The sequence below is a fragment of the Enterobacter sp. EC_64 genome, assembly GCF_019584165.1.
GTDB classification, from domain to species: Bacteria; Pseudomonadota; Gammaproteobacteria; order Enterobacterales; family Enterobacteriaceae; genus Enterobacter; species Enterobacter roggenkampii.
Window position 1 is genome coordinate 57,306 of record NZ_VDAS01000013.1, and the last position, 25,171, is coordinate 82,476.

General features: G+C 56.0%; 23 protein-coding genes. 6 read left to right on the top strand and 17 right to left on the bottom strand.

Annotated features, from left to right (window positions below; translation table 11 throughout):
* Window positions 1–8: 8 nt before the first annotated feature.
* From ulaC to ulaA, 3 genes are read right to left on the bottom strand one after another with little or no spacing between them, the layout of a single operon-like run.
* Window positions 9–476 carry a PTS ascorbate transporter subunit IIA gene (gene ulaC, locus FHC52_RS12495; RefSeq protein WP_003856024.1) on the bottom strand — a complete coding sequence of 156 codons (468 nt, stop codon included), beginning with the start codon at window positions 474–476 and terminating at the stop codon, window positions 9–11.
* Between the two features lie 9 nt (window positions 477–485).
* Window positions 486–791 carry a PTS ascorbate transporter subunit IIB gene (gene ulaB / locus FHC52_RS12500; protein WP_003856022.1) on the bottom strand — a complete coding sequence of 102 codons (306 nt, stop codon included), beginning with the start codon at window positions 789–791 and terminating at the stop codon, window positions 486–488.
* A 12-nt stretch (window positions 792–803) separates the two neighbouring features.
* Window positions 804–2,204, bottom strand: coding sequence for a PTS ascorbate transporter subunit IIC (ulaA, locus tag FHC52_RS12505; RefSeq protein ID WP_021240705.1), 1,401 nt, complete (start codon window positions 2,202–2,204; stop codon window positions 804–806).
* A gap of 359 nt (window positions 2,205–2,563) precedes the next feature.
* Between ulaA and ulaG the strand changes: the two genes are divergently transcribed.
* Both ulaG and ulaR read left to right on the top strand, forming a co-directional pair.
* Window positions 2,564–3,628, top strand: coding sequence for an L-ascorbate 6-phosphate lactonase (ulaG, locus tag FHC52_RS12510; protein ID WP_006810379.1), 1,065 nt, complete (start codon window positions 2,564–2,566; stop codon window positions 3,626–3,628).
* Window positions 3,629–3,737: 109 nt separating this feature from the next.
* The gene (ulaR, locus tag FHC52_RS12515; protein ID WP_008502904.1) at window positions 3,738–4,493 is read left to right on the top strand and encodes an HTH-type transcriptional regulator UlaR; all 756 of its coding nucleotides are present in this window, start codon (window positions 3,738–3,740) and stop codon (window positions 4,491–4,493) included.
* Here the strand turns inward: ulaR and yjfP are convergent.
* A complete protein-coding gene (yjfP, locus tag FHC52_RS12520) occupies window positions 4,490–5,212 on the bottom strand; it encodes an esterase (RefSeq protein ID WP_032655253.1) in 723 nt (240 codons plus the stop codon). The two genes, ulaR and yjfP, sit on opposite strands and share 4 nt — an antisense overlap.
* A 137-nt stretch (window positions 5,213–5,349) precedes the next feature.
* Between yjfP and bsmA the strand changes: the two genes are divergently transcribed.
* The 3 genes from bsmA (at window position 5,350) to FHC52_RS12535 (ending at window position 8,207) form a co-directional block, all read left to right on the top strand.
* Window positions 5,350–5,679, top strand: a complete 330-nt coding sequence (gene bsmA, locus FHC52_RS12525) for a biofilm peroxide resistance protein BsmA (RefSeq protein ID WP_023616161.1) — start codon at window positions 5,350–5,352, stop codon at window positions 5,677–5,679.
* 136 nt (window positions 5,680–5,815) lie between these two features.
* Entirely contained in the window at window positions 5,816–6,103 is a 288-nt protein-coding gene (gene yjfN / locus FHC52_RS12530) for a DUF1471 family protease activator YjfN (RefSeq protein ID WP_021240708.1), read from the top strand.
* Between the two features lie 172 nt (window positions 6,104–6,275).
* Window positions 6,276–8,207 carry a methyl-accepting chemotaxis protein gene (locus FHC52_RS12535; RefSeq protein WP_126287535.1) on the top strand — a complete coding sequence of 644 codons (1,932 nt, stop codon included), beginning with the start codon at window positions 6,276–6,278 and terminating at the stop codon, window positions 8,205–8,207.
* Here the strand turns inward: FHC52_RS12535 and FHC52_RS12540 are convergent.
* Window positions 8,204–9,826: an isovaleryl-CoA dehydrogenase gene (locus tag FHC52_RS12540; RefSeq protein WP_126287534.1), complete on the bottom strand. Its 1,623-nt coding sequence runs from the start codon at window positions 9,824–9,826 to the stop codon at window positions 8,204–8,206. The two genes, FHC52_RS12535 and FHC52_RS12540, sit on opposite strands and share 4 nt — an antisense overlap.
* A gap of 194 nt (window positions 9,827–10,020) precedes the next feature.
* Between FHC52_RS12540 and FHC52_RS12545 the strand changes: the two genes are divergently transcribed.
* Window positions 10,021–11,295: an MFS transporter gene (locus FHC52_RS12545; protein WP_220420095.1), complete on the top strand. Its 1,275-nt coding sequence runs from the start codon at window positions 10,021–10,023 to the stop codon at window positions 11,293–11,295.
* Between the two features lie 91 nt (window positions 11,296–11,386).
* Here the strand turns inward: FHC52_RS12545 and rlmB are convergent, their stop codons facing one another.
* From rlmB to amiB, 12 genes are all read right to left on the bottom strand, one after another.
* Entirely contained in the window at window positions 11,387–12,118 is a 732-nt protein-coding gene (gene rlmB / locus FHC52_RS12550) for a 23S rRNA (guanosine(2251)-2'-O)-methyltransferase RlmB (RefSeq protein ID WP_021240712.1), read from the bottom strand.
* 66 nt (window positions 12,119–12,184) lie between these two features.
* Window positions 12,185–14,626: a ribonuclease R gene (gene rnr, locus FHC52_RS12555; protein ID WP_220420096.1), complete on the bottom strand. Its 2,442-nt coding sequence runs from the start codon at window positions 14,624–14,626 to the stop codon at window positions 12,185–12,187.
* A 38-nt stretch (window positions 14,627–14,664) separates the two neighbouring features.
* Window positions 14,665–15,090, bottom strand: coding sequence for a nitric oxide-sensing transcriptional repressor NsrR (nsrR, locus tag FHC52_RS12560; RefSeq protein ID WP_023293453.1), 426 nt, complete (start codon window positions 15,088–15,090; stop codon window positions 14,665–14,667).
* A 192-nt stretch (window positions 15,091–15,282) separates the two neighbouring features.
* On the bottom strand, window positions 15,283–16,581 hold the full coding sequence (locus FHC52_RS12565) for an adenylosuccinate synthase (protein ID WP_006178975.1): 1,299 nt from the start codon (window positions 16,579–16,581) through the stop codon (window positions 15,283–15,285).
* Between the two features lie 104 nt (window positions 16,582–16,685).
* Window positions 16,686–16,883 (bottom strand): DUF2065 domain-containing protein, encoded by a 198-nt coding sequence (locus FHC52_RS12570; protein WP_003855996.1) that lies wholly within the window; start codon window positions 16,881–16,883, stop codon window positions 16,686–16,688.
* 71 nt (window positions 16,884–16,954) lie between these two features.
* Window positions 16,955–17,959, bottom strand: coding sequence for a protease modulator HflC (hflC, locus tag FHC52_RS12575; protein ID WP_008502916.1), 1,005 nt, complete (start codon window positions 17,957–17,959; stop codon window positions 16,955–16,957).
* A 2-nt stretch (window positions 17,960–17,961) separates the two neighbouring features.
* Window positions 17,962–19,221 carry an FtsH protease activity modulator HflK gene (gene hflK, locus FHC52_RS12580; RefSeq protein WP_045907965.1) on the bottom strand — a complete coding sequence of 420 codons (1,260 nt, stop codon included), beginning with the start codon at window positions 19,219–19,221 and terminating at the stop codon, window positions 17,962–17,964.
* Between the two features lie 56 nt (window positions 19,222–19,277).
* On the bottom strand, window positions 19,278–20,558 hold the full coding sequence (gene hflX, locus FHC52_RS12585) for a ribosome rescue GTPase HflX (protein WP_008502918.1): 1,281 nt from the start codon (window positions 20,556–20,558) through the stop codon (window positions 19,278–19,280).
* A 74-nt stretch (window positions 20,559–20,632) separates the two neighbouring features.
* On the bottom strand, window positions 20,633–20,944 hold the full coding sequence (gene hfq / locus FHC52_RS12590) for an RNA chaperone Hfq (protein WP_220420097.1): 312 nt from the start codon (window positions 20,942–20,944) through the stop codon (window positions 20,633–20,635).
* Window positions 20,945–21,029: 85 nt separating this feature from the next.
* A complete protein-coding gene (gene miaA / locus FHC52_RS12595) occupies window positions 21,030–21,980 on the bottom strand; it encodes a tRNA (adenosine(37)-N6)-dimethylallyltransferase MiaA (RefSeq protein ID WP_008502920.1) in 951 nt (316 codons plus the stop codon).
* Window positions 21,973–23,817, bottom strand: coding sequence for a DNA mismatch repair endonuclease MutL (gene mutL / locus FHC52_RS12600; RefSeq protein ID WP_220420098.1), 1,845 nt, complete (start codon window positions 23,815–23,817; stop codon window positions 21,973–21,975). Before mutL ends, miaA begins: the two co-directional genes overlap by 8 nt.
* A 9-nt stretch (window positions 23,818–23,826) precedes the next feature.
* Window positions 23,827–25,167 (bottom strand): N-acetylmuramoyl-L-alanine amidase AmiB, encoded by a 1,341-nt coding sequence (gene amiB, locus FHC52_RS12605; RefSeq protein WP_047748216.1) that lies wholly within the window; start codon window positions 25,165–25,167, stop codon window positions 23,827–23,829.
* Between the last annotated feature and the right edge of the window lie 4 nt (window positions 25,168–25,171).

Sequence of the window (25,171 nt, forward strand, 5' to 3'; positions counted from 1 at the left end):
AATTCCTCTTAAACGGCCGCCGCAGTGGCGTTATCAATTAAATCCAGCACGTCCTGCGCGGTACGGCAGGCGCGTAAACGGTCAAAATTGGCTTCGTCATCAAACAGATTGACGATCTGCATGATGCCCACCTCCTGGTGGGTATTGGCATCGACAGCCGCCATAGTGATAAGGATGTCGACCGGGTCGTTATCTTCGTGGTTAAACACCAGCGGCGTTTTCAGCGTCACCAGCGCGAAGCCGGTTTTCTTGACGCCCTCTTCCGGGCGGCCATGCGGCATCGCCAGGCCTGGCGCAATCACAAAGTAAGGGCCATGCTGCGCTACGCCATCCAGAATCGCCTGGTAGTAACGAGGCTCGACAACGTCAGCCTTAACCAGCAGATCCACACTCAGCTTCACCGCTTCCTGCCAGGTACTGGCTTCGGCCTGTAAAAGGATGGAGTTATTCTCTGCCAACGAATCACGTAGTTTCATATGGCGTCCTTACTTCACGTCTTGTGGGAAGTGTTCTTTGATCACTTCCAGCAGTTTTGGTCCGAAATCCGCAGGCGACAGCATGTTGCGTACGCCCACCACATATTTATTACCCGACACACTAATTTCGCCGGCGATATGAGTAGAGGCGATGATGATGTCCGCGCCGTTCAGCTCACTTTTGTATTCACCCACTGCGCAGCTGTTCACCGTGTGGTCGATGTTGGACTGGGTTAAAAACTGGTCCACTTTCATCTTCATGATCATGGAGCTGCCTTGCCCATTACCACACACAGCCAGGATACGTACGGTCATAATCGAAACTCCTTAATGAGCAGACACTTCTGCTGTTTGTTTTTCCGCATCTTCTTCAGCTCGCAGCGAACGGCCAGCGAAGAACATATAAGCCAGAGCAATCAGGATGATGATGGCCATAAAGATCAGTCCGATGGAGGCAAAACCCTGCATCATCGGCGGTGCCAGAATTGACCAGTCCGCCATGCCCATCCAGGCGCTCATACCGGTGAGCTTGACCGCCCACACGCAGCCAAAGATTTCAACCATGCCCATTACCAGGCAGATCTTGAGCGCCGCGCGCCAGCCGCCGAAGTGGTTAGCGAATACGCCGATGGTGGCGTTGGAGAAGAACATCGGGATAAAGCCCGGAATAATCAGGATTGAGGAGCCGCAGCCGACCAGGATACCCACCGCAATCAGCTGGCCGATGGTGCCCCACATAAATCCCCAGACCACCGCGTTTGGCGCGAAGCTATAGATAGCGGCACAGTCGATGGCCAGTACCGCGCCAGGAATCAGGCGCTGAGAGATACCGTTGAAAGCTTCAGACAGTTCGGCGACGAACATACGCACGCCCTGGGTAATGATGAAAATAGCCACGGCGAAAGAGAAACCGGTCTGCAGGATGTAAACCGTCCAGTGGGTTTTCCCCGCCATCGCCTGCACCACATCAATACCGAAGGAGAGCAGAATGGCGCCGAAGAAGAGGGTCATCACAATCGCGGTCGACACGATGTTGTCATGGAAGATATTCAGCCAGCCAGGCAGCTTAAGGTCTTCAACACTCTCTTCTTTTTTACCCAGGTACGGCGCAACTTTGTAAGCAATCCAGGCAGCAAACTGTTGCTGGTGACCGATGGAAAAACCGCAACCGTCGGTCACTATCTGGGTTGGCTTGTACATCATGTTGGAGGTGATACCCCAGTAGAGCGAGACCAGCACCGCGGTGCAGATAATCGTGGTCCACATTGGGTAACCGAAGATATAGAGAGAAACCGCAATCAGCCCCGCCTGCTGGAACATAATGTGCCCGGTGAGCATGATGGTGCGAATACCGGTAATGCGGCGCAGCAGAACATAGATAATGTTCAGCGCCAGCGCGAGCAGAACGGCGTAACCTACCCAGCTATAGGCATCGCCCATACGATCGATGGTCGCCATCATTGAGGCGTAGGTATCAGAGATAGCCCCATTAATGCCATACACTTCCGACATTTTGGCAACGACTGGCTTAAACGTGCTGGTCAGTATGCCCGACCCCGCCTGCAACAGCATGAAACCGATAATGGTTTTGATGGTGCCTTTAATAATCACGCTGACGCTTTTACGCAGCAGGATATATCCCAGGCACGTCACGATACCCAGCAACAGCGGGGCGTTGGTCATTACCTGATTAAAGAAAACGGTAAAGACGTTGTAGAGGATCTCCATAACTCTCTCCAGAAATGAGAACACGAGGGGCAATCCCTGTGCGGTTGGTGCCATCACTCTATTAATCACAAATAATCACCACAAGATTGAATTTGATTATTTGTGACGCATCACGCAATTTATTTCCCTTCAGTTAGTAATGATTTTCACTACCGCACAAAAGAAATAAATTAGTCCTTATAATTCATGAAATTAATGTTTATTACGCGATAATCTAACAAGTAAAAAGCAGAGAGTCTGTGACGTTGAGCAGATAAAATTCCGCATTTTCGCTATTGCAAAGCGCGTAAAATGGTGCCAGCATTAATCACAACGAATCACAATGTGATTACTTTTGATTAAAACCAGGAGTCAAAACGATGAGTAAAGTGAAAACCATCACCCGTGAATCATGGATTCTGAGCACCTTTCCGGAGTGGGGTAGCTGGCTGAACGAAGAAATCGAGCAGGAACAGGTTGCTCCTGGCACGTTTGCAATGTGGTGGCTGGGCTGCACCGGGATCTGGCTGAAATCAGAAGGTGGCGCCAATATCTGCGTCGATTTCTGGTGCGGCACCGGCAAACAGAGCCACGGTAACCCGCTGATGAAAAAAGGCCACCAGATGCAGCGTATGGCCGGCGTTGAAAAACTCCAGCCGAACCTGCGTACTACACCGTTTGTGCTTGATCCTTTTGCCATTCGTCAGATCGATGCCGTACTCTCTACCCACGATCACAACGACCATATTGATGTAAACGTGGCGGCAGCGGTGATGCAAAACTGCGCGGACGATGTGCCGTTTATCGGGCCGCAGACCTGCGTGGATCTCTGGATTGGCTGGGGTGTGCCGAAAGAGCGCTGCATCGTGATGAAACCGGGCGACGTGGTGAAAATCAAAGACATTGAAATCCATGCTCTTGATGCCTTTGACCGTACCGCTCTGATTACGCTGCCGGCCGATCAAAAAGCGGCAGGTGTACTGCCAGACGGCATGGACGAGCGCGCGGTGAACTACCTGTTCAAAACGCCGGGCGGCTCCCTGTATCACAGCGGTGACTCCCACTACTCCAACTACTACGCTAAGCACGGTAACGAGCATCAGATTGACGTGGCCCTGGGCTCCTACGGCGAGAACCCGCGCGGTATTACGGATAAAATGACCAGCGCCGACATGCTGCGCATGGCGGAAGCGCTGAACACCAAAGTCGTTATTCCGTTCCACCACGATATCTGGTCAAACTTCCAGGCCGATCCGCAGGAAATCCGCGTGTTGTGGGAGATGAAAAAAGACCGCCTGAAGTACGGCTTCAAGCCATTTATCTGGCAGGTAGGCGGCAAGTTCACCTGGCCGCTGGACAAAGACAATCTTGAGTACCACTACCCGCGTGGTTTCGATGATTGCTTCACCATTGAGCCTGACCTGCCGTTTAAGTCCTTCCTCTGATTCCGAGGCCACATCGCCAGACTTGTGTCTGGCGATTTCATATTTATTTTAGTAATTTCACGCTATTTCAAATATCATCTTTTCAAATCAATTCTTATCGGAATAGCTCATGACGGAAGCGCAACGGCATCAAATTTTACTGGAACTCCTGGCGCAAACAGGGTTTATCACCGTCGAGAAAGTGATCGAACGTTTAGGGATTTCCCCTGCCACCGCGCGGCGAGACATTAACAAGCTGGATGAAAGCGGCAAGCTGAAAAAAGTTCGCAACGGTGCGGAAGCCATTAGCCAGCAGCGCCCCCGCTGGACGCCGATGAACATTCATCAGGCGCAGAATCACGATGAAAAAGTGCGGATCGCCAGAGCCGCGTCGCAGCTGGTGAATCCCGGTGAGAGCGTCGTTATCAACTGCGGCTCTACGGCGTTTTTGCTGGGCCGCGAGATGTGCGGCAAGCCGGTGCAAATCATCACGAACTACTTACCGCTCGCCAACTATCTCATCGATCAGGAGCATGAGAGCGTGGTGATCATGGGTGGTCAGTACAATAAAAGTCAGTCGATTACGCTTAGCCCACAGGACAGCGAAAACAGTCTCTACGCCGGACACTGGATGTTTACCAGCGGCAAAGGCCTGACCGCTGAAGGTTTGTATAAAACCGATATGCTGACCGCGATGGCGGAACAAAACATGCTCAACGTGGTAGGCAAACTCGTGGTGCTGGTCGACAGCAGTAAAGTCGGTGAACGCGCAGGCATGCTGTTCAGCCGCGCAGAACAGATCGACCTGGTGATCACCGGCAAAGGGGCTAACCCCGAGATCCTCCAGAAGCTGGAAGATCAGGGAGTAAAAGTGCTGCGCGTTTAAAGATGCTGGCGGAAAAACGCTACCGTGGCGTCCAGCGCCGCTGGCGTGATGCGGTGGCGAACGCCTGATTCCCACAAACAGGTCAGATTACCGTCCAGCCCTTCCTTCTTTAACGCCTGCTGCAGGCGGAAGGTACCGTCAGGTGGCACTACATCATCCGCATCACCGTGCCACAGCAAAAGCGGGCGATCTGCGAGGCGCGGCAATGCCCGGGTTACTTCCCACTCTTCCAGCCTCGCGGTGATTTCCGCTAAATCCTGAGGGGGAAAAAGGGTCTTCGCCAGCGAGGTAAAATAACCCGAGCCCATCAGACAGGCGACCGACCTCACTTCTGGATGGTGCGTCATGATCCCCAGGGCTGTCATACCGCCCATCGACGCCCCGGCCACGGCCAGACGATTCTCGGCCACCAGCCCTGCCTCATAAAGCGCATCGCGCAATCCGGCAAACTCGGTCAGACTCCCGTGCAGTATGTGCCAGAACTGCCCAAGGCGCGCCTGCTCATTACCCATAAATCGTGCGCCGTGGTCAGGCGCATCCGGCATCACCACGCGAAAACCTGCCTGCGCCAGCGCGACCGCAAAGTAACTGTAAACCAGCTTCGATGAGGTAAATCCATGATAAAAAACCACAACAGGCAGCGGTTTATCACGTTTACCCGCTGGCATAGCGTGTAAAATTTCATGGTCGCCGAGATGGCGTATTTCAATTTCAATCATTGTCGACCCTGCATGAATGGATGATTCATAATGTTGAGAACTGGATTACGGTTTCAGGCTATTTTCATTCGAAAATTACGTCCCAGCTAACACTTCGGGAACATTCCCCCAAAACTAAATTCACAGACAACTACACTATGGCTATCAGGAAACGAGATATGGTTATGCACAGGTTTGCTGCTTTATTGCTGGTGTTTCTGCTTAGCGGCTGTAGCGCACTGCAGGGAACACCGCAACCCGCTCCCCCGGTTGCCGATCATCCGCAGGAGATTCGTCGTAATCAGACGGAAGGATTACAGCGAATGGGCACCGTCTCCGCGCTGGTTCGCGGTTCGCCGGATGACGCAGAAGAGGCAATAAAGGCACAAGCCGTCGCCGCCAAAGCAGATTATTACGTCATTATCATGATCGACGAAACCATCATAACGGGGCAGTGGTATTCACAGGCCATTTTGTACCGAAAATAATGGTTTACCTTTGAACGACATTTACACTGCTTTGCGTCCATAGACATTTTCCTGTCCACAATAAACTCCATGCCAGCGACAAGGGATGGGAGTTTATTCGCGAAGGATTGCCCGGCGGATACCGGAAATATGTGAAATGGAGCTGACGATGAAACGAACTCTTGCTTTGACCTCTCTGTTGCTCTCCGCAGGCCTGGTGAGCACCACCGCGCAGTCAGCAGAATTCGCCAGTGCTGACTGTGTAACTGGCCTGAATGAAATTGGCCAGATCTCCGTGAATAATATCTCGGGGAGCCCGCAAGACGTTGAACGCGTCGTGGCATTAAAGGCCGATGAGCAGGGTGCTTCCTGGTATCGCATCATCCAGATGCAGGAAGATAACCATATCGACCACTGGCGGGTACAGGCCATTCTCTACGTGTAAACTCCCTCCTGATAAAAGCCACTTATTTTTAGTGGCTTTTCGCTTTTGCAAATTTTTTATCTTATGAAAAACCAATCAATAACAACAAAATAACATTTTGTTACATTAATTCAGTAAACGTAATCTCCGCTCTGCCGTTGAAGAACCATACCTATTCAATGATGAGCAATTTATGATCAACGTTTTTCGCCGTGCAGGCCTGGGGGCGAAGCTGTCGCTGCTGACGGGCGTCAGTGTCGCCACGCTGTTTCTGCTTTTCACTTTTCTGCTCAGTCAAAAAGCCAGCCAGCAGCTTGAAGCCCTTGCGGTAGAAGACCTGCACAATCAGTCCACCGGCATGGTCGACATGGTGCAGATGTTTAACACCAGCCTGAGTGAAGAGGTTGAGAGTTATACCCGGCTGTTTACCACCTTTTTACCGCAGCCACTGAATATTGATACTTCCCAGGCTCAGACGATTAACGGACTCAGCGTCCCGCTTCTGAAAGGCGGTGACACCGAACTGCATCAAAACAACACCCTGTCTGACGAGTTCCTGAACCGTACGGGAGCCATTTCGACGCTGTTTGTACGCAGCGGTAATGACTTTGTTCGCGTAGCCACCTCCCTGCGCAAAGAGAATGGCGAGCGGGCGATGGGTACCGTGCTGGATACCGCCAGCCCGGCCTTTGCCGCCGTCAACAGAGGGGAAGTCTACCGCGGACTGGCGCTGCTGTTTGGCAAACGCTATATCACCCAGTATCAGCCGGTTAAAAACGCCGAAGGACAGGTCATTGCGATCGTCTTCGTTGGCGTGGACATTACGCACTCCTGGAACGTCATGCGCGAGAAAATCCTCACCCGCCGCCTGGGCGAGAGCGGTCACTTCTTCGTGCTGGATCGCAGCAACGGCAAAACGCGCGGGCAATACCTGTTCCATGCCGGTGAAGAGGGGCAGTTGCCGAAGTGGGACGACGCGACGCAGCAGCAGCTTCTGGGTGACAAGCCCGGCACCCTGGAACGCGTAAGCGACGACGGCCGCACGCTTAAAATGGCGTATACCCCGCTGCCAGGCTGGAACTGGACTATCGTGGGCGAAGTGGATAAATCGGTGCTGCTCTCAAGCGTTAACGCCATGCGCGATCGCTTCCTGCTGGCCGGCGTGGTCTTATCTATCCTGTTTGCTGGTCTGTTCGTGGTCCTTATTCGCCGTGTGCTGACCCGACCGCTGAGCAATGTGATCCATCTTGCCCGGCAATATGCTGCAGGGGATCTCCGTTCCAGCCTGCCCGTGACGCGTCAGGACGAAGTCGGCCAGCTGATCGACGCCATTAACGGCATCGGCGGCGGCCTGCAAAAAATTGTTCTTCAGGTTCGCGAGGCCGCAGGCGAGATCCATTTGGGCACTAACGCGCTGGCTTCCGATACCGGCGAGATTTCTGAGCAGATCAACAAGCAGGCCAGCAGCGTGGAAGAGACCTCCGCCAGCATGGAGCAGCTGGCCGCCACCGTACAGCAAAATGCCGCCAACATGGAGCAAACGCAGCAGCTGGTGGGTGAAACCTCCCTCGCGGTCCATCAGGGCGGTGAGACGGTCACCCACGCCGTGTCGACCATGGACGACATTCGCGAGGCGTCAAAACGCATCGAAGACATCACGCGCGTGATTGAGTCTATCGCTTTCCAGACCAATATCCTGGCGCTGAATGCGGCAGTGGAAGCGGCCCGCGCAGGCGAGCATGGGAAAGGGTTTGCGGTGGTTGCGCAGGAAGTTCGCGCACTGGCAGGACGCAGCGCCAACGCGGTGAAGGAGATTGAACAGCTGATTGGCGATACGCTCAGGAAAGTGAGCGAAGGCCATGCGCTGTCTGAACAGACGCGCCTGGCGATGGATGACATCATCATTCATATCGATAACATCAGCCAGCTGGTCACCGAGATTAACCATGCCTCACGCGAGCAGTCCGCAGGGATTGGCCAGGTGAATCTCGCCATGACCCACATTGGCGAAGCGTCGCATATTAATGCGGATCGTATCTCACGCAGCGAACAAACCGCTCAAACGCTGCGCGAGAAAGGGTCACATCTGGCTCAACTGGTGAGTCTGTTCCAGCTAAAAGACTAACCGACTCTGCCCGTCGCACGCAGCAGCAGGTCATTTTGCACCTGCTCGCTCATCAGCGTACCGCCACGGGTATCCAGCATCATGCGGCACCACGCCTGCGCCACCGGGGGCGATGCGTGCCGCAGCATTTCGCTTCCGGCACCCAGCAGGAAAAGCTGCTGCGCAATTTCCCGCCCCTGCGCCTCCTGCGGTTTACGCAGTTTTTGCTGAAGCTGTCGCCAGCTGCGGTCGAAGTGTCTGTCCTGCCCTTTTACCTGTGCAAACTCATCGGCAAGCAGATCGTGAATACCCGGCTGCTTCGCCAGCACGCGCAGCACGTCCAGGCACATGATATTGCCGGCCCCTTCCCAGATGCTGTTCACCGGCATCTCGCGATACAGGCGGGGAAGTTCGCTCTCCTCGCAGTACCCGACTCCGCCCAGCACCTCCATCGCTTCCGCCACAAACGGGATGCCCGCTTTGCACACGCTAAATTTCGCGGCCGGGGTAAACAGCCGCGCCCATGCCGCTTCCTGGGGATCCGCGCGTTTATCCCACGCCCGGGCCAGGCGAAACAGCAGCGCCGTTTGCCCCTCCAGCACCAGCGCCATCCGGCTTAACACCTCACGCATGAGCGGCTGATCGATAAGATTTTTGCCGAAGGTCTGACGCTGATGCGCGTGATACAGCGCCGCGGACAGCGCACGACGCATCAGTCCGTGGCTGCCCAGCGCGCAGTCAAAGCGCGTCAGGCCGCCCATTTTGAGGATCTGCCGTACCCCTTCGCCCTCTTCCCCCAGCAGCCAGCCGGAGGCATCAAGAAACTCTACCTCGCTGCTGGCGTTGGAGCGGTTCCCGAGCTTGTCCTTAAGGCGCTCCAGCCGGACGGCGTTGCGCTGTCCGTCAGGTAAAAAGCGCGGCACAAAAAAGCAGGACAACCCGCCCTTCGCCTGTGCCAGCACCAGATGCGCATCGCTTTGCGGGACGGAGAAAAACCATTTATGGCCCACCAGCCGGTAGCTGCCGTCGCTGCATTTTTCCGCTTTGGTGGTGTTGCTCAGCACGTCCGAGCCGCCCTGTTTTTCCGTCATCCCCATACCGATCAGCAGGCCGCGTTTTTGCGCGCCAGGCGCCAGATGAGGATCGTAGCGATCGCTGAGCAGCGGCGTCAGCCAGTCGTGAAATAGTTTAGGGAGCGCCTGCTGCAGGAGCGGTGTCGCGGCAAACGTCATGGTGACGGGACAAAGCGTGCCTGCCTCAACCTGAGCATGAAGCACAAAGCGTGCGGCCCGGGCGACAAACGCCCCCTTACGCGCCTCCTCTTCCCATGCCAGGTTATGTACCCGATTGGCACACAGCCCCTGCATCAGCAGGTGCCATGCCGGGTGAAAGCGAACGTCATCCAGTCGCTCTCCGGTGGCGTCATAGCGAAGCAACTCCGGCGGATTCACGTTCGCCAGCCTGCCCAGCTCCAGCGACTCTGCGGTACCTAACTGCTGCCCGATGCTGGCGAGCAGTTCGATATCCCACTCGGCACCCTCTCGCGAGACTGCGTCACGCAGCGCGCAGTCCGAGAGAAAAAGGTTGCTGTTAGAGAGTGGTGCAGGTTGATTGAAAACGGTATGGGTCTGCCAGTGCATACTGTCTCCCTCCTTCAGTGGCAATGACGATAAGTATGGACAGACCGCGCACACGCTGCATGGGAGGGGAGTCACACGTTCACGATCCCGCTGATATCATTCGTGAAATAGCTCACAGAACATAAGAATAAACTATTTCATGACTTCGCTTTTGTTGAATAATTTATTCTCTCCCCCTTTCAGTGAGGAAAGTTATGCAACCGGATGCGCACAAGCGAGCATTAATTGCCGGCTCCATTGGTAACTTTATCGAGTGGTATGAGTTTGCGGTCTACGGTTTTCTGGCGACCGTCATTGCGAAGAACTTCTTTCAGCTTGAAGGGGAAGCGGGGCTTACCAGCCTGATCCTCACCTACGCCTCATTTGCCATCGCCTTCTTCTTCCGCCCGCTGGGGGCGGTGGTGTTTGGCCGCATCGGCGACCGGATTGGCCGTAAGCCGACGCTAATCATTGTGCTGGTGCTGATGACGCTCGCTACCGCCGCCATCGGCATTGTGCCGGTCTACGCCAGCATCGGGATTGCCGCCCCGCTCATTATTACACTGCTTCGCATCCTGCAGGGACTGTTCGCGGGCGGCGAGTACGGCGGTGCGGTCTCGCTGATGACGGAGTTCGCCCCGCGAGGCAAGCGCGGGCTCTATGGTGCCTGGCAGTCCTTTACCGTGGCGCTGGGGCTGTTAGCGGGCGCCGGCATCGTGGCGCTGCTCTCCGCCCTTCTCACGCCTGAAGCCCTGCACGACTGGGGCTGGCGCATTCCTTTCTTCCTGGCGCTGCCCATGGGCGCTGTTGCGCTGTGGCTTCGCGTCAGCATGGAGGAGACACCCAGCTTTGTGCAGCAGCAGGACAAACCGGCCGTCGCTCAGGCGGACATTGCCGCCACGCTCCGGGCCATCGTGATGGGGATTGGCCGCGTGATGGTCTGGTCTGCGGCGGGGTACACCTACCTGGTGATTATGCCGACCTATCTGCAATCGGCGCTGCACACCGGGTTTAATCAGGCGCTGTTGATCGCAGTGATTTCGAACGTTGGGTTTGCGCTGACGATCATTCCGTCGGGGATCCTGAGCGACCGGATCGGGCGTCGCACGGTGATGATTATCGCCACCGCGCTGCTGCTGATCCTCGCCCTGCCGCTGCTGAAACTTCTGCAGGCGGAGTCCAGCACGCTGGCGGTGAAGGCTGTTGTGGTACTGATTGCGGGCGGTCTGGTGGGCATGCTGGCGGGGCCGGGCCCGGCGATGCTCTCTGAGATGTTCCCGACCCGCGTGCGCTATACGGGGCTGGGGCTGGCCTACTCTTTATCGAACGCGATTTTCTCGGGATGCGCAGGGTTAATCATAACCGGGCTGATCAAGCAGACGGGCAATCTGGATATTCCGGCGTACTACGTGATGGCGACGGCAGTAGTGAGTATTTTCGCGCTGATGACGCTGAGGAAGGATGACCATCTGCGGCCACTGGAGGAATGAGGTTAATGCCCGGTGGCGCTACGCTTACCGGGCCTACGGTACCGTGCCTTTGTAGGCCGGGTAAGGCGAAGCCGCCACCCGGCATAACAGGCTACCCGCGCTGACGCACCGCTTCAAACAGGCAGATGCCCGTCGCAACAGACACGTTTAGGGAGGACACGCTGCCCGCCATCGGGATGCTGATCAGCTCGTCGCAGTGCTCGCGCGTCAGGCGACGCATACCTTCACCTTCCGCCCCCATCACCAGCGCCAGACGGCCGGTCATTTTGCTCTGATACAGGGTATGATCCGCTTCACCGGCAGTACCGACGATCCAGATGTTCTCTTCCTGCAGCAGACGCATGGTGCGCGCCAGGTTGGTCACGCGGATCAGCGGAACGTTTTCCGCCGCGCCGCAGGCCACTTTCTTCGCCGTCGCGTTCAGCTGCGCGGAGCGATCTTTCGGCACGATCACCGCATGCACGCCCGCCGCATCCGCGCTGCGCAGACACGCGCCGAGGTTGTGCGGATCGGTAACGCCATCGAGGATCAGGAAGAACGGATTCTCGAGCTCAGCGATCAGATCCGGCAGATCGTTTTCCTGATACTGACGGCCCGGCTTCACGCGGGCAATGATCCCCTGGTGAACCGCGCCTTCACTTTTCTCATCCAGGAACTGGCGGTTAGCCAGCTGGATCACCACGCCCTGCGCTTCCAGGGCGTGGATCAGCGGCATCAGACGTTTGTCTTCACGCCCTTTCAGAATAAACACTTCCTGAAAACGCTCCGGTGCGCGCTCGAGAAGGGCCTGCACCGCGTGGATGCCGTAAATCATTTCACTCATTGATGGTTCTCGTAATAAGTATTTCCCCTCTCCCGGTTGGGGAGAGGGTCAGGGTGAGGGGAGAATTTACTCCGCCTGCTTTTTCTTAGCCGCGCGCTTCGCTTTGGTGGCGGCCGCTATTTTCTGTGTCTTCGCGGAAGGTTTCTTCGCGGCACGGGCTTCTTTCTTTGCCGCCTTCGGCTTCTGCTTCTTCTCGCCGCGGAACGCGCTGTCCGGCTCGAAGTTCACCTTCTTACCGGCCTGACGGCGCTTGCCGCTCGTTTTGCCGTTTCCGCCTTTTTTCGCCCTTTCACGTTCGGTTTTACCGACGTTACGCGGCGCGCGCTCGCTGGAGATCAGACTGAAGTCGATTTTACGGTCGTCCATATTCACGGCCTCAACCTTCACTTCCACACGGTCGCCCAGGCGGTAGGTCTGGCCGCCAGATTCGCCGATCAGACGCTGGCCGACCTGGTCGAAGCGGTAGTAATCGTTATCCAGGCTGGAGACGTGCACCAGACCGTCGATAAACAGCTCGTCCAGACGAACGAAGAAGCCAAAGCCGGTCACGCTGGCAATCACGCCTTTGAAGACGTTACCGACCTGGTCCAGCATAAAGTCACATTTCAGCCAGTCCGCCACGTCGCGGGTAGCTTCATCGGCACGGCGTTCGGTCATGGAGCAGTGCTGACCCAGCTGCAGCATCTCTTCCATCGAATAGTGGTAGCCACCGGTTTCGGTGGTGTTCCCTTTATGGCCCTGCTCCTGCGCCAGCAGATACTTGATCGCACGGTGCAGCGAAAGGTCAGGGTAACGACGGATCGGCGACGTAAAGTGGGCGTAAGACTGCAGCGCCAGGCCGAAGTGACCGCGGTTTTCCGGATCGTAAATCGCCTGCTTCATCGAGCGCAGCAGCATTGTCTGTAGCATTTCTGCATCAGGACGATCGCTAATGGATTCCAGCAGCTCGGCGTAATCGCGCGGCTCTGGCTTATTGCCGCCCGGCAGCTCCAGACCGAGCTCGGCCAGCACGGAGCGGAACGCGGTGATGGCTTCCGTCGACGGTTTATCGTGAATACGGAACAGCGCAGGCTCTTTGGCTTTCTCAACGAAGCGTGCCGCCGAGATGTTCGCCAGGATCATACACTCTTCAATCAGCTTGTGCGCATCGTTACGCTGAGTCTGCTCGATGCGCTCAATGCGGCGCTCGGCGTTGAAGATAAATTTCGCCTCTTCGCTCTCAAAGGAGATCCCGCCGCGCTCTTCGCGCGCCTGATCCAGCGTTTTGTAGAGGTTATGCAGCTCTTCGATGTGTTTGACCAGCGGCGCGTACTGTTCGCGCAGATCCTGGTCACCCTGCAGCATATGCCAGACCTTGGTGTAGGTCAGACGCGCATGCGAGCTCATCACCGCTTCGTAGAACTTGTAGCCGGTTAAGCGCCCTTTGGTGGAGATGGTCATCTCGCAAACCATACAGAGGCGGTCAACCTGCGGGTTCAGGGAACACAGGCCGTTAGACAGCACTTCCGGCAGCATCGGTACAACCTGCGACGGGAAGTAGACCGAGGTGCCACGGCTGCGCGCTTCGTTATCCAGCGGGGTATGCGGACGAACGTAGTAGCTTACGTCTGCAATCGCTACCCACAGACGCCAGCCGCCGCCGCGTTTTTTCTCGCAGTAGACGGCGTCATCGAAGTCACGGGCGTCTTCACCGTCGATCGTAACCAGCGGCAGGGAGCGGAGATCCACGCGGCCCACTTTGGATTCTTCCGGCACTTCTTCACGCAGGCTTTCGATCTGCTCTTCAACCGCTTTCGGCCAGATGTATGGAATTTCGTGGGTGCGCAGCGCCATATCAACGGCCATGCCGGTGCCCATATTATCGCCCAGCACTTCGACGATTTTACCTACCGCTTTGGTGCGACGGGTTGGGCGCTGGGTAAGTTCCACCACCACCACAAAGCCCATGCGGGCACCCATCACCTCTTCAGGTGGGATCAGAATGTCGAAGCTCAGACGGCTGTCGTCCGGCACCACGAAGCCCACGCCCGCGTCGGTAAAGTAGCGGCCAACAATCTGGCTGGTTTTTGGCACCAGGACGCGCACGACGCGCGCTTCTCGGCGACCTTTACGGTCAGCGCCCAGCGGCTGCGCCAGAATTTGGTCGCCGTGGATGCACATTTTCATCTGTTCAGATGAGAGATACAGATCGTCTTTACGGCCTTCCACGCGCAGGAAGCCGAAGCCATCGCGGTGACCAATGACGGTCCCTTTCAGCAGATCGAGGCGTTCTGGCAGCGCGTAGCACTGGCGGCGGGTAAAGACCAGCTGCCCGTCACGCTCCATCGCGCGCAGGCGGCGGCGAAGGGCTTCAATTTGCTCTTCACCTTCAATGTTTAATTCAACAGCAAGTTCTTCACGATTGGCGGGTTTTTCGCGTTTTGTTAAGTGTTCAATGATGAACTCGCGGCTGGGGATAGGATTCGCGTATTTTTCGGCTTCGCGTTCCTTGAAAGGATCGTGTGACATGTCGGTTCCTCCGTTGTCAGCTCCGGTGGAAATTTTCTTCATTCCACCAGCAATAATTTATAAAGCGGTTGATTCTCTTCAACCAAATCGGCCAGCGTGTAGTTATCCAGCTCCTTGAGAAAACTTTGCACGGCCTTAGAAAGCGCCTTTTTCAGGCGGCAAGCGGGCGTGATGTGGCAGAACTCGCTGCTGCAGTTCACCAGAGACAGCGGCTCCAGTTCACGTACCACATCGCCAACACGAATACTCTGTGCCGGTTTACCGAGACGGATCCCACCATTCTTCCCGCGGACGGCAGCAACGTATCCGGCACGACTAAGTTGATTGATTATTTTGACCATATGATTACGGGATACGCCGTAGACCTCAGTGACTTCAGAGATACTGGTCATTTTCCCATCGGGTAACGACGCCATGTAGATCAGCGCGCGTAAGCCGTAATCGGTGAAACTTGTTAACTGCACATCAACCTCAGGAAAAAGGGAAATCGCGGACAAACCGCAGAGATATTCATTAATGATGATAAACCAGCCAGATAGTTAGCGGCTAATTTATTTGACAGACGGGGCGAAAAAGCGGAGATCCAGGAGCGGTCGCCGGATGGCGCTACGCTTATCCGGCCTACGGGTCTCCCCGCAGGCCAGCAGTCGCGAAGATTATGCGTCGAACGGGTCGCGCAGGATCATCGTTTCAGTACGATCCGGACCGGTAGAAATAATATCGATCGGCACTTCGGTCAGTTCTTCAATACGCTTGATGTAATCCAGCGCCGCCTGCGGCAGGCCGCTACGCTCTTTCACACCGAAAGTGGTCTCAGACCAGCCCGGCATGGTTTCGTAGATTGGCTCAATGCCTTCCCAGTCGTCAGCAGCCAGCGGCGTGGTGGTCACTTCGCGGCCATCAGGCATACGGTAGCCTACGCAGATTTTCACTTCTTTCAGGCCGTCCAGTACGTCCAGCTTGGTCAGGCAGAAGCCAGACAGGGAGTTGATCTGCACTGCACGACGCACGGCAACCGCATCCAGCCAGCCGGTACGACGACGACGACCGGTGGTCGCGCCAAACTCGTTACCCTGCTTGCACAGGAACTCGCCGGTTTCATCAAACAGTTCGGTCGGGAATGGACCTGCACCCACGCGAGTGGAGTACGCTTTGATGATGCCCAGAACGTAATCCACATAACGTGGACCCAGGCCAGAGCCGGTCGCCACGCCACCCGCGGTGGTATTGGAAGAGGTTACGTACGGATAGGTACCGTGGTCGATGTCCAGCAGCGTACCCTGCGCACCTTCGAACATGACGAAATCGCCACGCTTGCGCGCCTGGTCCAGCAGATCGGACACATCAACAACCATACCGGTCAGAATGTCTGCAATCGCCATGACGTCATCCAGCACTTTCTGGTAGTCAACAGCGTCAGCTTTGTAGAAGTTCACCAGCTGGAAGTTGTGATATTCCATCACTTCTTTCAGTTTTTCAGCGAAGGTTGCTTTGTCGAAGAGGTCGCCCACGCGCAGACCGCGACGTGCAACTTTATCTTCGTAAGCCGGGCCGATACCACGACCGGTGGTGCCGATCGCTTTCGCGCCGCGGGCTTTTTCACGCGCAACGTCCAGCGCCACGTGATAGTCCAGGATCAGCGGGCAGGCTTCGGAGAGCAGCAGACGCTCGCGAACCGGGATACCACGGTCTTCCAGACCTTTCATCTCTTTCATCAGCGCCGCTGGAGACAGCACAACGCCGTTACCGATGATGCTGGTGACGTTTTCGCGAAGAATGCCTGATGGAATAAGATGGAGGACGGTTTTTTCACCGTTGATTACGAGAGTATGGCCTGCGTTGTGACCGCCCTGGTAGCGCACAACATATTTAGCCCGTTCAGTCAGAAGATCAACAATCTTCCCTTTACCTTCGTCACCCCATTGGGTGCCCAGTACGACGACGTTGTTACCCATTTTTTTCAAAATCACCGTTTGCTTAAAAATGGATTCTACCATCGCTTTTTCAGATATACAGCACTTTTTGACCTCAGAATATCCCAAATCCGACCACTTTTTGATCAGCCAATCGTTTTCCTCAACATGTAGTAGATCACGATGCCCGCAACCACAAGACCGCCGCCAAAACGACGTAAAATATTATCCGGCAGTTGGCTCATGGTGGCGATCATTCGACGCCAGGCGCGTGGATAGAGCATCGGTCCCAGACCTTCCAGCACCAGGACCAGGGCCAGCGCGAGCCAGATAGTTGAATTCATTTTTGTTCCTTATAAAAGAAAACCACCGCTCCGTGGGGAGCGGTGGTTTGAATACTCAAACGAGTCTGAGTTTATCGCGTTGCGTTAGTCGGCGTCTTCATATAACGGAAGAAATCGCTGTCCGGGCTGAGCACCATCACATCCTGGTTGCTCTGGAAGCTATTCTCGTAAGCACGCAGGCTACGGATAAAGGCATAGAAGTCAGGATCCTGACTGAAGGCATCGGCAAACAGCTTCGCCGCCTCGGCATCACCTTCACCGCGCAGGATACGGCCCTGACGCTCAGATTCCGCCAGCGTTTTGGCCACTTCGTAGTCCGCAGCAGCACGCAGCTTCTCCGCCTCTTCCTGGCCCTGTGAACGGTGACGACGGGCGACCGCTTCACGCTCGGCGCGCATACGGTTGTAAATCGCCTCGGACACTTCCACCGGCAGGTTGATCTGCTTGATACGCACGTCTACCACTTCAATACCCAGTGCAGCCATACTGTTCGGGTTGATCACCGGCACTTTACCGTTGGTTTCAGCCTGAACGCGCTCAGCCGCTTTGGCAATCGCATCATCTGCTGCCGGCGTTGAAACTTCATCTTCAGTGCCCGCTGTGCCGGAGTTCAGCGCATCGCGAACTTCCAGGGTCAGACGGCCACGGGAGTCGGTCACGATGTCTTTCACATCCAGACGACCAATCTCAGAACGCAGACGGTCAGAGAACTTACGTTTCAGCAGCACTTCTGCCTGAGAAACGTCACCGCCGCCCGTTGCCAGGAAGTAACGGCTGAAATCACTGATGCGCCATTTGATATAGGAATCAACGATCAGGTCTTTCTTCTCTTTAGTCACGAAACGGTCGGCCTGGTTATCCATGGTCTGGATACGCGCATCAAGCGTTTTCACTGACTGAATGAACGGCACCTTGAAGTGCAGACCCGGTTCGTAGATCACCGGGCGTTTGTCGCCATCACGCACGACGCTGCTGAACTGGAACTTGATCCCACGCTCGCCCTCTTTCACCACAAAGATCGAGGTATAAAGCACGACCAGTACGATGACGATGATCGCAATAACTGACTTACGCATCCTTATTCCCCCTGACGCTGGTAGTCGTTACGCTGCGCGTTAGCACGGCGTTGGTCCATAATGTCACCATCGTTCGAAGAAGGCGTTGTGTTCGTGCTGGCGCTGCCCGTTGAGGATGGCGGCAGACGCAGCAGGTTGTTCGCACCGCTGTTGTCTTTTGCTGCCGGAGCAGAACCGCCTTTCAGCATCTGATCCAGCGGCAGCACCATCAGGTTTCCGCCTTTACTGTCGTTAACCAACACTTTGCGGGTGTGGCTCAGCACTTTTTCCATGGTCTCAATATAGAGACGCTCACGGGTAATTTCCGGCGCCGCTTTATATTCCGGCAGGATCTTCGCGAAGCGAGCGACCTCACCCTGTGCTTCCAGGATGGTCTGCGTCTTATACGCACGCGCTTCTTCCAGAATACGCTGCGCCTGACCGTTAGCACGTGGCTGAACTTCGTTGGTGTAGGCTTCTGCTTCACGGATGTACTGCTGTTCGTTTTCACGTGCAGCAATCGCATCGTCAAAGGCCGCTTTTACCTCTTCCGGCGGACGTGCAGCCTGGAAGTTGACGTCCAGCAGGGTAATCCCCATGTTGTATGGACGAATGGTCTCTTCCAGCTCACGCTGGGTATCGCTACGGATAACGGTACGACCTTCGGTCAGGATACGGTCCATGGTGTATTTACCGATCACCCCGCGCAGGGCGCTGTCGGTCGCCTGGCGCAGACTGTCATCGGCGCTGGTCACGCTAAACAGATAACGCTCAGGATCGGTCACGCGGTACTGCACGTTCATCTCAACGCGCACCACGTTTTCATCAGACGTCAGCATCACACCAGACGCCGCCAGTTCACGGACCGATTCCACGTTGACCGCGGTCACGTCGTCAATGAAGGTCGGTTTCCAGTTCAGGCCCGGCTCAACCAGATGGCTGAACTTGCCAAAACGCGTAACGACACCGCGTTCCGCTTCTTTAATGGTGTAGAACCCGGTAGCAGCCCAGATGATTACCACTGCAGCGGCAACAATACCGACTACGCGGCCACCCATTTGCGGGCGCGGCCCCTGGGTGGAATTTCCACCTGAGCCAGAACCTTTACCTCCGCCAAGACCACCAAGCTTCTTGCTCAGCTTGCGGAAGATATCATCCAGATCCGGCGGCCCCTGCTCGCGACCACCTTTGTTGCCATTTCCCCCAGAGTTGCCGCCTTGATTATTGCTGCTTCCCCACGGGTCGCGGTCCTGTCCGTTATTACCGGGCTGATTCCACGCCATGTATATGCTCCATATTTGTTATGCAAGGGCGAATTATTCAGGCATCCCCTTTCTGATCAGACGATATAGTCGACCAGCGCAGGTTCTTGTTTACAGAGGCGACGCCAGTCAACGATCGGCATACGCACCTGCATCCCCACGCTGCCGTCATCCTCCATCCACTCTTTTTCTATCGCCTGAAGCTGATAAAACCGGCTGCGCAGCCTGCCTTCCTGTGGCGGCAGTCGCAGCGTGTGCTGAGCTACCTCACCGGAAAGACGTTCTGTCAAAGCCTGGAAAAGCAGTGGCACACCAAGACCGGTCTGGGCAGAAAGCCAGACCCGAATCGGTTTGTTCTCTTCATCTCTGTCGATACGCGGTTCGAAATCGTCCAGCATATCGATCTTGTTCATCACCAACAGCGTTGGGATTTCGTGGGCGTCGATCTCTTCGAGCACCACGTTCACCGCGTCGATGTTCTCCTGAACGCGCACGTCTGCCGCATCAATCACGTGCAGCAGCAGGGTCGCCTGTCGCGTCTCCTGCAGAGTGGCCTTGAACGCTGCCACCAGGTCATGCGGCAGGTGACGGATAAACCCTACGGTATCCGCCAGCACCGTTTCACCGACGTCGGCAACGTCAATACGGCGCAGCGTCGGGTCCAGGGTCGCAAACAGCTGGTCTGCGGCATAAACCTGGGCCTCGGTTATCTGGTTAAACAGGGTGGATTTACCGGCGTTGGTATACCCCACCAGCGACACCGTCGGGATGTCGGCTTTGGTGCGTGCCCGACGCCCCTGCTCACGCTGTTTCTCGACCCTTTCCAGACGCGAGAGGATCTGGGTAATTCGGCCACGCAGCAAACGACGGTCGGTTTCGAGCTGGGTTTCACCCGGGCCGCGCAAACCAATCCCGCCTTTTTGTCTTTCAAGGTGGGTCCAGCCACGCACCAGACGCGTTGCCAGATGACGCAGCTGCGCCAGCTCAACCTGCAGTTTCCCTTCGTGGGTACGTGCACGCTGAGCAAAAATGTCTAAAATCAATCCCGTGCGATCGATAACACGGCATTCGCAGAGAGCTTCCAGGTTGCGCTCCTGGGCTGGAGACAGCGCATGATCAAACAACACGACTGACGCGCCGGTTGCTTTTACGGCATCCGCAATTTCGACTGCTTTACCTTCACCAACAAAATACTTTGGGTGCGGCGCTTTACGGCTACCGGTAATCACCTGCATTGCTTCGACACCGGCGGAAGAGACCAGAGATTCAAACTCCTGGAGGTCTTCCATATCTTTGTCTTGCGAAAAATAGATGTGTACCAGCACCGCCTGCTCACCGGCATCATAACGGTCAAACAAGCGTAAACCTCTCTAAAAAGATCAGCGGGGAACGCAGGATCCCTGGCTCCCCGTGTGGATAACAGTGCGAAACCTTATTCGGTCTCGTCTCTGTCCTGCGCTGGCGTTGAAGAACCCTGCGCGTTGCTGCCATGATGGTAGTTACTACCTGTGCCGCCGCCAGCGTTATTGCTGTGATGAGATACCGGACGGGACGGAACAACAGTAGAAATAGCGTGCTTATAGACCATCTGACTGACCGTGTTTTTCAACAGAATCACGAACTGATCGAAAGACTCAATCTGACCTTGCAGCTTAATACCATTCACCAAATAAATAGAAACTGGAACACGTTCCCGACGCAATGCGTTCAGGAACGGATCTTGTAAAGATTGCCCCTTAGCCATTCTATCTTTTCCTTATATGCTTGTTTTGTACTTAGAACCTTGCGATTCTGAAAAATTGCGCACGATACGCCTCAATTGTACACATTCAGTGAGCGATATCACCAACAACCTCAATCACGTCGCTTAACGCCTGTTGTGGTTTTTCACTGTCTAACCAGTGAACCCCTTCCCAACCGCGCAACCAGGTGATCTGGCGCTTCGCTAACTGTCTCGTGGCGCAAACACCTCGATAAACCATTTCATCGTATGAAATCTCACCTTCAAGGTACGACCACATCTGGCGGTATCCCACACAACGAATGGAAGGCATGTCCGTATGCAAATCTCCACGGGCAAATAGCGCCCGCACTTCTGCTTCAAAATCTGAAGCTAACATCTGATGAAAACGCTGCTCAATTCGCTGATGGAGCAGTTCACGGCTCGCCGGGGCGATGGCGAACTGATGCACCTGATACGGCAGAGCGTCTCCTGACGTTTGCGTCAGTTCCGTTAAAGTTTTACCCGAAATGAAAAAAACTTCCAGTGCCCGGGAAAGCCTTTGCGGATCATTTGGATGGATCCGCGCTGCGGCAACCGGGTCAATCTCCGCCAGTTGCTGATGCAAAACGTCCCACCCCTGCTCTGCCGCCTGCTGCTCAATTTTCGCTCTTACTTCCGGGTCCGCAGATGGCAGAGGTGATAACCCCTCCAGCAGCGCCTTGAAGTAGAGCATGGTTCCGCCAACCAACAGCGGTATACGCCCCGCCGCCGTTATCTCGGCCATCTCGGCTAAGGCATCCCGGCGAAAATCCGCTGCGGAGTAAGCCTGAGCCGGGTCGAGGATATCCAGCAAACGGTGCGGTGCCGCGCGCAGTTCTTCTGCGTCAGGCTTCGCCGTGCCGATGTCCATCCCTCGGTAGATGAGGGCGGAGTCGACGCTAATCAACTCTACAGGCAAAACTTTACGCAACTCAATGGCGAGCGCCGTTTTGCCGGAGGCCGTTGGGCCCATTAAAAAAATTGCCTTAGGCAGGCTCGCCTTACTTACGTCAATCATGTTTCAGGGCGTTCATCGCCGTTTTTAAATCAACAGGTTGTAATAACCCACCCGGCGGCGCTTTCACCAGATGCGGACAGAGGCGTTCAACCTCCGCCAGCACGCTGATGGCCTGTGCCATGCTCCACGGCGCGTGTTCGCTGGCCAGATGGCGGGCGATCCACTGCGCGGTGTTAGCGGCATCAAACGATGTTTGCTGCGCCAGGTAGCCTATCAGTTCAGGAATCAAGTTTTGTAAATTTTGTTGGCGTAAGGGTAAAGACACTGCACGAATTGTCACATGCTGTGGTTCGAGCACAATTTCAATACCCATTTGCGCCAGCTGTGCTTCGGCACGCTGCAATATCCTTGTTTCATCAGGGGATATTTTCAGGCGAACCGGAATTAACAGCGGCTGCGCACAGGCGGCATTTTCGCCCGGCGTGAGCTGCACCTGTTTAAGCCAGCGTTCGGCAACCGGCAGTGCCAGAAGCATCAATTTGCCGTCACGTTCCAGCAGTGCCATATCCGGCGCGATAATCGTCAGCACCCGGCCAAAACTCTGGCTATGGCCGTCCAGAGAAGGCTGAGGTGCCGGAATGGGTTCTTTACGCTCTACGGCTGGCGTCTCCAGCAGTTTGCGGTACAACGCGCCCTGCTGCTTTTGATAGCCAGGCTGGGCATTCGGGTAGTTGGCACCCGTTGGACGCGGTGCGCCCCCTGCGGAGGAAAAGCGCGGCGCTTCCGGTTCACGCGCAACGGCGGGCTCCGCAAAATGGTTGCGGCCCGCAGCGACACGGTTTTCAGGAATTGGGCGTGGCGCAGGTTCTGCGTGTTCCAGCGGCAACGGCGTTTCAACCTGCTGCTGCAGCACGCTCAGCACGCCCTGATAGATAAAATCATGCACCAGTCGCGACTGGTGGAACCGCACTTCATGCTTGGCAGGATGGACGTTCACATCCACCTGATGCGGGTCGATGTCCAGATAAAGCACGAAAGCAGGCTGCTGATCGGCCCCGAGCTTGTCTTCGCAGGCCTGGCGAATGGCGTGATTGATGAGACGGTCGCGCATCATGCGGCCGTTGACGTAGCAATACTGGATCTCCGCAAACGCAGCGCTGCTCGCGTTCGGATCGGCTACCCAGCCGCGCAGCGCCAGATCGCCGTGCTGCCACTCAATGGCCAGCGCCTGTTCCAGAAACGGGGTCCCGCAAATGGCGCCCAGCCGTCGCTCTTTCTGTCCACCTTCCGCCACCGCGCGATACTGGCGCATCACCTTGCCGTTGTGGCTGAGGTTGATGGTGACATCGAAACGCGCCAGCGCGATGCGGCGGATGATCTCGTCGATGTGTCCGAATTCGGTCTTCTCGGTACGCATGAACTTGCGTCGGGCGGGGGTGTTGTAGAAGAGATCTAATACTTCAAGCGTCGTGCCGACAGGGTGCGCCGCGGGTTTGACCGTCACATCCATATCGCGCCCTTCGGCGTAAGCCTGCCAGGCTTCCTGCTGTTCGGCGGTACGGGAGGTCAGCGTTAAGCGCGAAACCGAGCTGATACTGGCCAGCGCTTCACCGCGAAAGCCGAGGCTAATAATCGCTTCCAGGTCATCCAGAGAAGCTATTTTACTGGTGGCGTGACGGGCCAGCGCCAGCGCCAGCTCCTCTTTTTTAATGCCGCAGCCGTTGTCGCGAATGCGGATAAGCTTCGCGCCGCCGCGCTCGATATCAATATCGATGCGGGTCGCGCCCGCATCGAGGCTGTTTTCCACCAGCTCCTTCACGACCGACGCAGGGCGTTCCACCACCTCACCGGCGGCGATTTGGTTCGCAAGCTGCGGCGGCAGAACCTGAATCGGCATGAATTCTCCTTAGTTGGTCGCGGTCATCTCACCCGGTAGCGCTGCGCTGGCCGTCTGGGCAGCGCCGCTCTGTGGCGCAGACTGCAGCGGATGGGCATCAAAGTATTTACGCAGACCGTTATAAATCGCTTCGGCAATTTGCTGCTGATAGCTGTCGCTTCCCAGCAGACGCTCTTCACCGTTGTTACTGATAAAGCCCGTCTCTACAAGGATGGACGGGATATCTGGCGAGCGCAGAACGCCGAGGCTGGCATGTTCAGGACGACGCTTATGCAGCACACCAATGCTTTGCAGCTGGTTCAATACGTTAGTGGCCACATCATACCCGACGCGCTGAGAATGACCGAACTGTAAATCCAGCACCGCCTGGCTGAGATACGGGTCTGACTGGCTGTTTGCCAGCACATCGCCCGCGCCGCCTAGCAGTTCAGACTGCTTCTCATGCTCTTCCAGCCAGTTGGCCATTTCGCTGTTGGCGCGACGGTTCGAGAGTACCCATACCGAGGCACCGGTCGCGTTACGGTTAGGCGCAGCATCCGCGTGGATGGAAACCAGGAAATTCGCATTCTGCTTGCGCGCGACGTCCGAACGCCCCATTACCGAAATGAAGTAATCCCCGTCGCGGGTCAACACGCCTTTGAACGTAGGGTCGTCGTTGAGCAGTGCACGCAACTTACGGGCAATGGCGATGGTGACATTTTTCTCTTGCGTCCCACCCGGGCCAATCGCACCCGGGTCCTGTCCACCATGACCTGCATCAATGGCGATAATCACTTTGTCACCGCTGGTCGCAGCACGGCGCGTACTCACCGCCGGACGGGTCACCGTATTGCTGCTGGTTGCCGCAGTGATGCGATCGTTCTGCGATTTAAACGGATTACGCGCGGGTTCAGCAGGACGCGGCGTATACACCGGTTGTTCCACACGTTTGGCAACGACAGGCGGCGGTGGAGGCGGTGGCGGGACATCGGCATTGATGGTAAAGACCACCGTATAGTTCGCCCCGTTTTGCTGCTTCACCGCCTTCGTTTTGCCCTTTTCGGTCAGATCGACCACCAGGCGTAACGACTGGCTATCCTGCGGCGTACCCGAACGGATACTTTTCACCAGGTTGTTGCCGCTGAACTGCAGCGGGAGTCCCTGGATCACGCCTGTCTGCTTGATATCCAGCGCCACGCTGTGGCTGTCTGGCTGTGAAAACGCATACTCAGGATCGCCCATAAAGCTGAACGTGATCCGGGCCTGGCTTTCGCCGTTCGATACCTGAATATCTGAAAGATTTGCCGCCCCGGCCTGCGCGCACAGCAGCACGGTGGCAGCCAACAACCAACCTTTAACGCGATTTATCATCCCG